Below are 11,990 nucleotides of genomic sequence, written 5' to 3'. Positions count from 1 at the left end.
AAACCCTATTATGAACTTCGAACTCAAGTCCCTGGACCTCACCGGTGCATCCGCACAGGCTGGCGATGCCCTCATCCTCCTGGTCCCGGCCGGTTACAAGCCGGGCCGGGACCCCCTGGCGGCCCTCGTGGGTCAGGCCCTCAAGGCCGGGGACCTGGACAGCAAGCCCGGCAAACTGCTGGCCCTGTACCGTCCGGCCCAGGCCAAGGCGCCTCGCGTGCTGCTGGTGGGGGCCGGCGACGGATCGCCGCGCCAGATCCGGCTTGCGGTGAACGCTGCCCTGGGAACCTTGCGCAGTGGCACGCCGGCTGTCAAGAAGCTCCTGCTCTGTTTTTCCGCCGCACCCCAGCGTGGTGCGGTGCGCGCCGCCGTTGCGGCCGTGGCCGATAACAGCTACGTCTACACCACCACCAAATCCAAGGGCGAGGGCCGCAGCCTGGTTCGCGTCACGGTAGGTGTCCCCAAGGCCGCCGAAGCCAAGGCGGAGTTCGCCCAGGCCACGGCCGCTGTGGCCGGCATCGAGCTGGCCAAGGAATGGGCCAACCGCCCGGCCAACCACGCCACGCCGACCGACCTGGCCCAGGCCGCGCGCGCGTTGGCCAAGTTCCCGAAGATCAGCTGCCAGGTGCTGGGCCCGCGCGAAGTGGCCAAGCTCAAGATGGGCTCTTTCATGGCCGTGGCCCAGGGCTCGGAGCAGCCGCTGCGTTTCATTGTGCTGCAGTACAGGGGTGCGCCGGCCAGCCAGGCACCCACCGTGCTGGTAGGCAAGGGCATCACCTTCGACACCGGCGGTATTTCCATCAAGCCTGCCGGCGAGATGGATGAGATGAAGTTCGACATGGGTGGTGCGGCCAGCGTGCTGGGCGTGTTCCGCGCCCTGGGCGAGCTCAAGCCGGCCGTCAACGTGGTCGGACTCATCCCGAGTTGCGAGAACATGCCTGACGGCCGCGCTGTCAAGCCGGGCGACGTGGTGACCAGCATGAGCGGACAGACCATCGAGATCCTGAACACCGACGCCGAAGGTCGCCTGATCCTGTGCGACGCGCTGAGTTACGCCGAGCGCTTCCAGCCCCAGGCCGTGGTGGACATTGCCACGCTGACCGGTGCTTGCGTGATCGCCTTGGGGTCCGTGCGCAGCGGCCTGTTCAGTGCCGATGACGCGCTGGCCCAGCGCCTGCTGACCGCAGGCGAGACCGCGCAGGATCTGGCCTGGCGCATGCCGCTGGACGACGACTATGCCGACGGGCTCAAGAGCAATTTCGCCGATGTGGCGAACGTGGCCGGCCGCGCGGGCGGCGCCATCACGGCGGCCAAATTCCTGCAGCGCTTCACGGCCAAGTTCCCCTGGGCACACCTGGACATCGCCGGCACGGCCTGGAAGAGCGGGGCGGCCAAGGGCTCTACCGGCCGGCCTGTCGGCCTGTTGCTGGAGTTCCTGCTGGCGCAGCCGGCAGCGAAGCCGACCAGCCGTCGCAAGGCCTGAGTCAGATTGAGCGCAACTGCATGACCGAGGTGGCCTTTCATTTCAACGCGCCGGACAAGCTGGCCTATGCCTGCCGACTCCTGCGCAAGGCGGTGGCCGCCGGTTCCCGCGTGGTGGTCACGGCCCCGGCTGAGGCCCTGGCCCGGCTCGACACCCTGCTGTGGACTTTTTCCCAGACCGACTTTGTCGCCCATGTGCGTCAGCCAGCCCCGCCCGACCAGCTGGCCGTCTCTCCCGTGGTGCTGACCGAAACACCGGCGCAGGATCTGCCGCATCGCCAGGTCTTGCTGAATCTGGGGACGCAGCTGCCGACGGGGTTCGAGGCCTACGAACGCCTGATTGAAGTCGTCAGCCTGGACGACGAAGACCGGCAGCAGGCGCGTGGGCGCTGGAAGCAGTACACCGAGCTGGGTTACACCATCGTTCGCCATGACTTGAATCTCAAGGGGGCCAGCTGATGCCCGCGCTTTCCAAGAAACTGTTGCGCACCCTGCCCACGCTGACCGAGGTGGTGGACGTGCCCGCGCCAGTTGTCGTCGCATCGGGTGCTTCCGGCGACCTTCTGGAGGAGGTCCTGATCCAGCGCGTGCTGCAGCGCCTGGAGCTGACCCTGGATGCCCAGGTGCAGAAAGTGGTGGCCGATGCACTGCAGGAGCAGATGAAGGATCTGGCCCCGCGCATACGCCAGCGTGTGGACAACGCCGTGCGCAAGGCCGTGGGCCAGGCCCTGATCGCCGAGACCCAGGCGCCTGCGAGCCGTGCGGGCTGAGTTGTCAGCACTTGTTTCGGACAAGTGTCCAGCCGGCGAAATTTGAGTTAGTCTTGCGTTCGTCAGTTTTTTTCACCAGCCCGTTTCTATATTGGAGATCGCCATGCCTGTGAATCAAGTGAATCGTGTACTGCTCGTGGTTGCCGCTGCGGCCCTGCTGGCCGCCTGCGGCAAGAAGGATGAGGCGGCTTCCGGCGCCCCTGCACTGCCTGTGGTGAAGATCGGCCACGTGGGCCCGGTCAGCGGCGCCATTGCCCACCTGGGCAAGGACAACGAGTACGGCGCCCGCATGGCGATCGACGAACTCAACGCCGCCGGTGTCACCATCGATGGCAAACAGGTCAAGCTTGAACTGATGGCCGAGGACGATGGCGCCGATCCCAAGCAGGGCACGGCCGTGGCCCAGAAGCTGGCCGATGCCAAGGTGGTCGGCGTGATCGGTCACCTGAACTCGGGTACGACCATCCCGGCTTCCAAGATCTACAGCGACGCGGGCATCCCGCAGATTTCTCCCTCCGCCACCAACCCCAAGTACACCCGCCAGGGCTACAAGACGACCTTCCGTGTGGTGGCTGACGACGTGCACCTGGGCAGCACCCTGGGCAAGTACGCCGTGGGCACCCTCAAGGCCAAGAACGTCGCCGTGATCGACGACCGCACAGCCTACGGCCAGGGCGTGGCCGAGGAGTTCACCAAGGCCGCCGAGGCCGCGGGCGCCAAGATCGTGGCCAAGGAGTTCACGACCGACAAGGCCACCGACTTCAATGCCATCCTGACCAGCATCAAGGGCAAGAAGCCTGATGTGGTCTTCTTCGGCGGCATGGATGCCGTGGGCGGCCCCATGCTCAAGCAGATGAAGTCCCTGGGCATCACCGCCAAGTTCATGGGCGGCGACGGTATCTGCACCGCCGAGCTCAGCAAGCTGGCGGGCGACGCCATCGGCAACGAGCAGGTGTTCTGCGCCGAAGCCGGCGGTGTCGAGGGTGAGGCCAAGGCCGGCATGGACAAGTTCCGCGCCGACTTCAAGACCAAGTTCAACGTCGACGTGCAGCTCTACTCGCCCTATGTCTACGACGCCACCAAGGTGCTGGTCGCCGCGATGGTCAAGGCCAACTCTTCCGATCCGGCCAAGTACCTGCCCGTGCTGGCAGCCACCACCGACTACAAGGGCGTGACCGGTCCCATCACCTTCGATGAGAAGGGCGACATCAAGAACGGCGCGCTGACCCTGTTCACCTACCGGGGCGACAAGCGCGAGCAACTGGCCGTGGTCCGCTGATCACTGCTGCGTGTGCCCCTGAAAAAGCGCCTGCGGGCGCTTTTTCTTTGCCTCTTTCCGTCCTGGTCGGGCCGATGTCGAGCCTAAGCTCGGTTACAATAGTCGGCTCCGGAGGGGTGGATGAGCGGTTTAAGTCACACGCCTGGAAAGCGTGCGTGGGGTAAAACCCACCGCGGGTTCGAATCCCGCCTCCTCCGCCAGAAAAAGAAAACCCCGCTTCGGCGGGGTTTTGCTTTTGGGGCCTTCTGCGCGAGAAATTCGCGGCCAGCGAAGGCCGGTCCGTCCCTCCCGCGCTACTCGGCCTGGATGCCTGCTACCTGGATGGCCTTGCGGCTCTGTTCGATGTCCCGCTCCAGATAGCTGCGGAATTCCTGAGGCGTGGACGCTGTCGCCACCGCGCCGTGGGTTTCGAACGAAGTCCGCAGCTTGGGCTGCTGGAGGGCGGTCGTCAGGGCACGAACCAGGGTCTCCGTCACCTGGGTCGGCAGGCCTTTGGGCGCCATGAGGCCGATCCAGCCGGCAAACTCGAAACCCGGAACAGTCCGGGCCAGGGACGGGGTATCGCCCACGGGCTGCGTGGTCGGCGCCATGCTGTGCCCCAGCAGGCGCAGACGGCCGGCCTGAACCAGGCTCATGGCAGCGGGAGCGGGCGTCAGCACCCAGTCGGTTTCACCGGACACCACCGAGGCGACGCCCTGATTGCCACCTTTGTAGGGCACGTGCAGCGACCTGAACCCGGCTGCGGCCTGGAAGGCCACGCCGGCCAGATGGCTGGCCGAGCCTATGCCTGCCGAAGCCATGTTGCTGGCATCACCCTTGGACTTTGCATATGCGATCAGTTCGGCCGTATTGCGCACAGGAAGATTGGGGTTGCAGACCAGGACGTTGGGCAGCAGAGCCATCAGCGAGACGAAATCAAAATCTTCCAGGGGCCGGTAGCTCACGGCTTTCTGCAGCAGCGGCGCGACGGTGATGGAGCTGCTGGAGGCGAGGATCAGCGTATGGCCATCCGGGACCGCGTTGCGGCCGACCTGCACGCCCAGGGCGCCCGCCGCGCCGGCCTTGTTGTCGACCACCAGGGCCTGGCCCAGCACGGAGGCCATTTCGGCGCTGACGATGCGGCCGATGGTGTCGATCGAACTGCCGGGGGCATTGGGAACAATCAGCGTGACGGGGCGGCGTGGGTAGCTCTCCGACTGGGCGTAAACCGGACCGGATCCGAGCAGAGAGAGCGTGGGAGCGCAGACCAGCAGCTGGCGCCGTGAAATGCCGTGGGTGTTGTCTTGCATGTCGATCTCCTCTGTCTGATTGTTCGAGTTGCTTCCGAATGCAAGACCAGCTTATCAGCTCGCCTGGCGGATCGCTGCGAACTTCTGTTCCATTTCACGGCGCATGGATCGCCGCACTTCCGCCGCGGCATGCCGGCGCCGTTCCTCGGCACTCACCGGTTTCCAGGACGGTACAGCGGTCGGTTTGCCGTCGTCATCCACGGCGATCATCGTGAAGAAACAGCTGTTGACGTGCCGCACCACCTTGGTCCGGATGTCTTCGGCGATCACCTTGATGCCGATTTCCATGGAGGAGGTGCCCGTATGGTTGACGCTGGCCATGAAGGTCACCAGCTCACCGACCTGGATGGGCTGGCGGAACATGACCTGGTCGACGCTGAGTGTGACCACATAACGACCGGCATAACGGCTGGCACAGGCATAGGCGGCCTGGTCGAGCAGCTTGAGGATGGTGCCGCCATGCACCTTGCCTGAAAAATTGGCGGTATCGGGGGTCATGAGCACCGTCATGCTCAGCTGGTTGGAAGGCAGGTCCATGCAATTCTCGTAGGGGGTTCCGGGCGCAGAAGGTATGACCGTACTCAGCGCCATCGTGGCTGGCCATTCCTGGCCCTGCCGGGTGATCAGGTTTTCTGCTGGCGCACCATGGCCATGGCCGAAGTGATCAGGGCGGACACCTCGGTCATATTGCTGGGCACGATCAGCGTGGTGGTGGCATCTGAGGCCACCTTGCCGTAGGCCTCGACGGCCTTCTCGGCCACCTTGAGCTGCACGGCCAGCTCACCACCGGGCTGTCGGATGGCCGCGGCGATGCGCTCGATGGCGCCGGCCGTGGCCTCGGCCACGGCGGTGATGGAAGATGCCTCGCCCTGGGCCTTGTTGATGACGGCCTGCTTCTCGCCCTCCGAACGGGCGATGAAGGCCTCACGCTCACCGGTGGCGATGTTGATCTGCTCCTGGCGGCGGCCCTCGGAGGCGGCGATCAGCGCGCGCTTCTCGCGTTCGGCCGTGATCTGCTGCTGCATGGCGTGCAGGATTTCCTTCGGCGGTGTCAGGTCCTTGATCTCGTAACGCAGCACCTTGACGCCCCAGTTGAGCGCCGCTTCGTCGATGGCCTGGACCACCTGGGCGTTGATGATGTCGCGCTCCTCGAAGGTCTTGTCCAGCTCCAGCTTGCCGATCACGCTGCGCAGCGAGGTCTGGGCCAGCTGGGTCACGGCCACGATGTAGTTGGACGAACCGTAGCTGGCGCGCATGGGATCGGTGACCTGGAAATACAGGATGCCGTCGACCTGCAGCTGGGTGTTGTCGCGCGTGATGCAGACCTGGCTGGGCACGTCCAGCGGCACCTCCTTGAGGCTGTGCTTGTAGGCGACCTTGTCGATGAAGGGGAAGAGGAAGTTCAGGCCCGGCGTCAGCGCACCGTGGTATTTGCCCAGGCGCTCGACGACCCAGGCGTTCTGTTGCGGCACGATCTTGACGGAGCGGCTGACAAAGATGACGGCGATGACGAAGATGAGGACGGCGATTTCCATGGCGGACTCCCTGGGCTAGGTGGTGATTTTTTCGAGGATCAGCTGGCTGCCGCGCACCTCGACGATACGGTGTGCACCGGTGGTACGGGAGCTGCCGTCGTGGGCCACAGCCTGCCACTGGGCACCGCGGTACTTGATCTGGGTGCTGCCGTCGGGCAGCCAGGAGTCGACCTGCACGGTCTCGCCAACGTCCAGATTGACGTCCGGGTTGCTGCCGGCGGTCTGGCTGGCCCCCGAACGCGGACGCCAGAAATGCCAGGCCAGTGCGGCACCGCCGCCTACGAGGGCAGCAATCACCACCTGAGGCGTTGCCGCCAGCCCGACGTGGGCCGCCACGGCGCCAGCGGCCAGGCCCCCGGCCAGCATGAGCAGGTAGAAGGTGCCTGTTGTCAGCTCGGCGGCTACCAGGATGCCGGCGGCCAGCCACCAGAGGGTCGAATCAGCCATGACGGTACTTGCTCCTATCGGTGCTTGTGATTCAATTGCGACATTCTGCGGCAAATCCCGGGATTTACACGGGCTGGCAGCCAATTAATCCTTACACTTCGCGCTCGTTTTTCTTTTTTGTCTGTCCGGCTGGAGTCCATCGTCCATGAAGTTTCGTTTTCCCATCGTCATCATCGACGAAGACTTCCGCTCCGAGAACACTTCGGGCCTGGGCATCCGTGCGATGGCGCAAGCCATCGAGGCCGAGGGCTTCGAGGTACTGGGGGTGACCAGTTACGGGGATCTCTCGCAGTTTGCCCAGCAGCAGTCGCGTGCCAGCGCCTTCATCCTGTCGATCGACGATGAGGAGTTCACGCCCGGCCCCGATCTGGACCCGGCCGTGCTGAATCTGCGCAGCTTCATCGACGAAGTGCGTCGCAAGAACGCCGATGTGCCGATCTACATCTACGGCGAGACCAAGACCAGCCGCCACCTGCCCAACGACATCCTGCGCGAGCTGCACGGTTTCATCCACATGTTCGAGGACACGCCCGAGTTCGTGGCGCGCCACATCATCCGAGAGGCCAAGAGCTATCTGGAAGGCGTGCAGCCGCCGTTCTTCAAGGCCTTGCTCGACTATGCCGAGGACGGTTCCTATTCCTGGCACTGCCCGGGGCATTCGGGCGGCGTGGCTTTCCTGAAAAGTCCGGTGGGTCAGATGTACCACCAGTTCTATGGCGAGAACATGCTGCGCGCCGACGTCTGCAACGCAGTGGAGGAACTGGGCCAGCTGCTGGACCACAATGGCGCCATCGGCGAGAGCGAACGCAACGCCGCGCGCATCTTCAACGCCGACCATTGCTATTTCGTGACCAATGGCACCAGCACCTCCAACAAGATGGTCTGGCACCATACGGTGGCACCGGGTGATGTGGTGGTGGTGGACCGCAACTGCCACAAGTCCATCCTGCACGCGATCATCATGACGGGGGCGATCCCTGTCTTCCTGAAGCCCACGCGCAACCATTTCGGCATCATCGGCCCGATCCCGCAGAGCGAGTTCGAGCCTGCAGCCATCCAGGCCAAGATCAAGGCCAACCCCCTGCTCAAGGGGGTAGACGCCAAGAGTGTCAAACCACGCGTGCTGACGCTGACGCAGTCCACCTACGACGGCGTGCTTTACAACACCGAGACCATCAAGGGCCTGCTCGACGGTTACGTCGACAACCTGCACTTCGACGAGGCCTGGTTGCCGCACGCGGCCTTCCATCCCTTCTATGGCCGTTACCACGCCATGGGAAAGAAGCGCGCACGGCCGAAGAATTCCATGGTCTACGCCACCCAGTCCATCCACAAGCTGCTGGCCGGCATCAGCCAGGCCAGCCATGTGCTGGTGCAGGACTCGGAGAACACCAAGCTGGATCATCACCTCTTCAACGAGGCCTACCTGATGCACACCAGCACCAGCCCGCAGTACAGCATCATCGCCAGCTGCGATGTGGCCGCCGCCATGATGGAGCCGCCCGGCGGCACCGCGCTGGTGGAGGAGAGCATTGCCGAATCGCTGAACTTCCGCCGCGCTATGCGCAAGGTGGACGAAGAGTACGGCAAGGACTGGTGGTTCAAGGTCTGGGGGCCGGAGAAACTGGCGGATGAGGGCATCGGTGCGGCCGAGGACTGGATCATCCGCAGCGACGGTCGCAGCACCAAGAACGGCAGCAAATGGCACGGTTTCGGCCAGCTGGCTGACGGCTTCAACATGCTGGATCCGATCAAGTCCACCATCGTCACGCCCGGCCTGAACCTGGACGGCAAGTTCGACAAGACCGGCCTGCCGGCCTCCATCGTGACCAAGTACCTGGCCGAGCACGGCGTGGTGGTGGAGAAGACGGGCCTGTACAGCTTCTTCATCATGTTCACCATCGGCATCACCAAGGGCCGCTGGAACACGCTGCTGACCGCGCTGCAGCAGTTCAAGGACGACTACGACAAGAACCAGCCCATGTGGCGCGTCATGCCGGATTTCTGCAAGAAGCAGCCCAAGTACGAACGCATGGGCCTGCGCGACCTCTGCCAGTTCATCCATGAGATGTACGCCAAGTACGACATCGCCCGCCTGACCACCGAGATGTACCTGAGCGACCTGACGCCGGCCATGAACCCGAGTGACGCCTATGCCCATATTGCGCATCGCAAGACCGAGCGGGTGGAGATCGACAAGCTCGAAGGCCGCATCACCGTGGGTCTGGTCACGCCTTACCCGCCGGGCATCCCGCTGCTGATCCCGGGCGAGGTCTTCAACAAGAAGATCGTGGACTATCTCAAGTTCGCTCGCGAGTTCAACGCCCAGTGCCCGGGCTTTGAGACCGACATCCACGGCCTGGTGGAAGAGGCTGGGCCGGACGGCAAGAAGCACTACTTCGCCGACTGTGTGAGGGCCTGAAACCGTCCTGTGCCGGTCCCAACAAAACGCCCCGCGATGCGGGGCGTTTTTCATGGCGGGGAGCGTCGTCTATTCGACGACGGCCACGGCGGTCTGGCTGAAACCGCCGTCCACATAGGTGATCTCCGCGGTCACGCCGCCGGCCAGGTCGCTGAGCAGGAAAGCGGCCACATTGCCCACGTCCTCGATGGTCACGTTGCGGCGGATGGGCGAGGCGTTGGCCACCACGTTCAGCAGCTTGGAGAAGTCCTTGATACCGCTGGCGGCCAGGGTCTTGATCGGGCCGGCACTGATGCCGTTGGCGCGCATGCAACGACCGTCGGGCAGCTTGCCCACGGCTTCGGCCAGGTAACGCACCGAGGCTTCCAGGCTGGCCTTGGCCAGGCCCATGGTGTTGTAGTTGGGGATGGCGCGCAGCGCACCCAGGTAACTCAAGGTCAGCAGGGCTGACTTGTCCTTGAGGTAGGGCAGGGCGGCCTTGGCCATGGCCGGGAAGCTGTAGGCGCTGATGTCGTGCGCGATGCGGAAGTTCTCGCGTGTCAGGCCTTCGAGGAAGTTGCCGGCAATGGCTTCGCGCGGGGCGAAGCCGATGCTGTGCACAAAACCGTCGAACTGGGGCCAGTGGGCTGAGAGGTCCTTGAACAGCTTTTCGATCTGGGCATCGTCGCCGACGTCGCAGTCGAAGATCAGCTGGGAGCCGAAATCGGTTGCGAACTCGGTGATGCGGTCCTTGAAACGCTCGCCCACGTAGCTGAAGGCCAGCTCGGCCCCCTGCTCGTGACAGGCCTTGGCGATGCCGTAGGCGATCGAGCGATTGCTCAGCACGCCGGTGATCAGAAATTTCTTGCCGGAGAGGAATCCCATATTTTTTCTCGGTTGACCTGGGGAAGTAAAAATTCTGTGCAGAATTGTCGCATGCGGATGCGCTGTTTCTTTCTGGGCCTGGTTTCACTGCTTGCGGCTTGGCCCGTCTGGGCTGCCCACGCCTATGCCCAGTTCGGTGACATCAAGTATGCGCCGGACTTTGCCCATTTCGACTACGTGAACCCAAAGGCGCCCAAGGGGGGCGAGATCACCCTCGTGCCGCCGACACGGCTGTCCAACTTTGACAAGTACAACCCGTTCACGCTCAAGGGCAGCGCGCCACCGGCCCTCAACGGTCTGGTCTTCGAATCCCTGCTGACGTCCACCTTCGATGAGCCGACCACGGCCTACGGGCTGCTGGCGCAGGACGTGACCCTGGCCAAGGACCGGCTTTCTGTGGTTTTCACCCTCAACCCTTTGGCGCGCTTCCACAACGGTGATCCGGTGCTGGCGGCCGACGTCAAGCATTCCTTTGACCGCCTGACCTCCAAGGAGGCAGCGCCGCAGTTTCGAACCATCTTTGGCGAGATCAGGGGCGTGACCGTGCTGGGCGAACGCCAGGTGCGCTTCGATTTCAAGCGTGTCAACGCCGAGTTGCCGCTGATCGCCGGTAGCCTGCCGGTCTTCAGCCGCAAATGGGGCCTGGAAAACGGCAAGCTCAAACCCCTGGACCAGATCGTCACTGACGTGCCCATCGGTTCCGGACCCTACCGGATCGGCAAGGTCAACTTCGGTAAGGACATCAGCTACGAGCGCGATCCGGCCTATTGGGCACAAGACCTGAATGTGCGACGCGGGATGTTCAACTTCGACCGCATCACCTACAAGATCTACAAGGACAACACCGCTCAGCTGGAGGCCTTCAAGGCGGGTGAGTTCGATTACATCCAGGCTTTCATCGCGCGTGAATGGGCGCGAGCCTACACGGGCAAGCAGTTCGAGCGCGGTCAGCTGGTCAAGAAGGAGCTGGAGCACGGCAATGCTGGCGATTTCCAGGGCTTTCTGTTCAACCTGAGGCGCGACAAGTTCAAGGACGTGCGCGTGCGCCAGGCTATCGCCCTGGCCATGGACTACGAGTGGATGAACCGCCAGCTTTTCTACAACGCCTATACCCGGGTGCGCGGTTATTTTGTGGGCAGCGACTTCGAAGCCAAGGGCAAACCCGGTCCTGAAGAACTGGCCGTGCTGGAGCCGCTGCGTCGCCAGTTGCCGCCCGAGGTCTACACCGATGCGGTGCCGCTGCCGCCCTATACCAGCCTGGATCCGGCCTCGGGGCAGACCCTGCGCGACAACCTGCGCCACGCGCGCGACCTGTTGGCCGCCGCCGGCTGGACCTACCGCGACGGTGCCTTGCGCAATGCCAGGGGCGAGCCCTTCACCATCGAGTTTCTCGACAACTCGGGCTCCATGGGCCGCGTGGTCACGCCTTATGCGCGCAACCTGGAAAAGCTGGGCATGCAGGTGAACTACAAGGTGATCGACTTCGCCATTCTGCAAAAGCGCATGGACGTTTTCGATTTCGAGATCATCAGCAACCGCATGATAGGCAGCGAGGCGCCGGGTACCGAACTGCTGGAGCGTTACGGTTCCAAAGCCGCCGACACCGAGGGTTCGAGCAATGTGATCGGTCTCAAGAGTCCGGCCGTGGATGCCCTGCTGGACCAGGTGATCTCGGCCCAGACCCGTCCGCAACTCGTGGCCAGGGTGCGCGCGCTGGACCGTGTGCTGCGCCATGGTCACTATGTCGTGCCGCACTGGTACAGCGGCGTGCACCGTGTGGCCTGGCGCGCCGGGCGCTTCGAGCAACCGGCCCTGACGCCGCGTTATTACCAGCCCGAAGCCTGGGTCACTTCCGTCTGGTGGGCCTCGCCCGCGAATCTGGCCGGGGGAGGGAAATAAGCC

At 63.9% G+C, this 11,990-nt stretch carries 11 protein-coding genes and 1 tRNA gene; 7 read left to right on the top strand and 5 right to left on the bottom strand.

Going from position 1 to position 11,990, the window contains the following annotated elements; translation table 11 throughout:
- The first annotated feature begins 10 nt into the window (after window positions 1-10).
- From AC07NT_RS07600 to AC07NT_RS07580, 5 genes are all read left to right on the top strand, one after another.
- Window positions 11-1,483, top strand: a complete 1,473-nt coding sequence (locus AC07NT_RS07600) for a leucyl aminopeptidase (protein WP_498597082.1) — start codon at window positions 11-13, stop codon at window positions 1,481-1,483.
- Between the two features lie 20 nt (window positions 1,484-1,503).
- Entirely contained in the window at window positions 1,504-1,941 is a 438-nt protein-coding gene (locus tag AC07NT_RS07595; protein ID WP_498597083.1) for a DNA polymerase III subunit chi, read from the top strand.
- Window positions 1,941-2,252 (top strand): hypothetical protein, encoded by a 312-nt coding sequence (locus AC07NT_RS07590; RefSeq protein WP_498597084.1) that lies wholly within the window; start codon window positions 1,941-1,943, stop codon window positions 2,250-2,252. Before AC07NT_RS07595 ends, AC07NT_RS07590 begins: the two co-directional genes overlap by 1 nt.
- A 103-nt stretch (window positions 2,253-2,355) precedes the next feature.
- A complete protein-coding gene (locus AC07NT_RS07585) occupies window positions 2,356-3,531 on the top strand; it encodes a branched-chain amino acid ABC transporter substrate-binding protein (protein ID WP_498597085.1) in 1,176 nt (391 codons plus the stop codon).
- Between the two features lie 110 nt (window positions 3,532-3,641).
- Window positions 3,642-3,731, top strand: a tRNA-Ser gene (locus tag AC07NT_RS07580).
- A gap of 93 nt (window positions 3,732-3,824) precedes the next feature.
- Here AC07NT_RS07580 and AC07NT_RS07575 read toward each other — a convergent pair.
- The 4 genes from AC07NT_RS07575 to AC07NT_RS07560 form a co-directional block, all read right to left on the bottom strand.
- Complete coding sequence (locus tag AC07NT_RS07575) at window positions 3,825-4,820, bottom strand: Bug family tripartite tricarboxylate transporter substrate binding protein (protein WP_498597086.1); 996 nt, start codon at window positions 4,818-4,820, stop codon at window positions 3,825-3,827.
- Between the two features lie 54 nt (window positions 4,821-4,874).
- Window positions 4,875-5,357 carry an acyl-CoA thioesterase gene (locus AC07NT_RS07570; protein ID WP_498597087.1) on the bottom strand — a complete coding sequence of 161 codons (483 nt, stop codon included), beginning with the start codon at window positions 5,355-5,357 and terminating at the stop codon, window positions 4,875-4,877.
- A gap of 86 nt (window positions 5,358-5,443) precedes the next feature.
- Complete coding sequence (locus AC07NT_RS07565) at window positions 5,444-6,355, bottom strand: SPFH domain-containing protein (protein ID WP_498597088.1); 912 nt, start codon at window positions 6,353-6,355, stop codon at window positions 5,444-5,446.
- Window positions 6,356-6,370: 15 nt separating this feature from the next.
- On the bottom strand, window positions 6,371-6,802 hold the full coding sequence (locus AC07NT_RS07560; RefSeq protein ID WP_498597089.1) for an NfeD family protein: 432 nt from the start codon (window positions 6,800-6,802) through the stop codon (window positions 6,371-6,373).
- Window positions 6,803-6,947: 145 nt separating this feature from the next.
- Here AC07NT_RS07560 and AC07NT_RS07555 point away from each other — a divergent pair, with 145 nt between their 5' ends.
- Window positions 6,948-9,224: an Orn/Lys/Arg family decarboxylase gene (locus tag AC07NT_RS07555; RefSeq protein WP_498597090.1), complete on the top strand. Its 2,277-nt coding sequence runs from the start codon at window positions 6,948-6,950 to the stop codon at window positions 9,222-9,224.
- A 69-nt stretch (window positions 9,225-9,293) separates the two neighbouring features.
- Here the strand turns inward: AC07NT_RS07555 and fabI are convergent, their stop codons facing one another.
- Window positions 9,294-10,088, bottom strand: a complete 795-nt coding sequence (fabI, locus tag AC07NT_RS07550) for an enoyl-ACP reductase FabI (protein WP_498597091.1) — start codon at window positions 10,086-10,088, stop codon at window positions 9,294-9,296.
- A gap of 57 nt (window positions 10,089-10,145) precedes the next feature.
- Here fabI and AC07NT_RS07545 point away from each other — a divergent pair, with 57 nt between their 5' ends.
- Entirely contained in the window at window positions 10,146-11,987 is a 1,842-nt protein-coding gene (locus tag AC07NT_RS07545; RefSeq protein WP_498598481.1) for an extracellular solute-binding protein, read from the top strand.
- The last annotated feature ends 3 nt before the right edge of the window (window positions 11,988-11,990 follow it).

The organism is Hylemonella sp. GW821-FHT10B10, from assembly GCF_059415585.1.
Note: the sequence above shows the minus strand (reverse complement) of the source record. Positions and strands in the feature narration are given on the sequence as shown.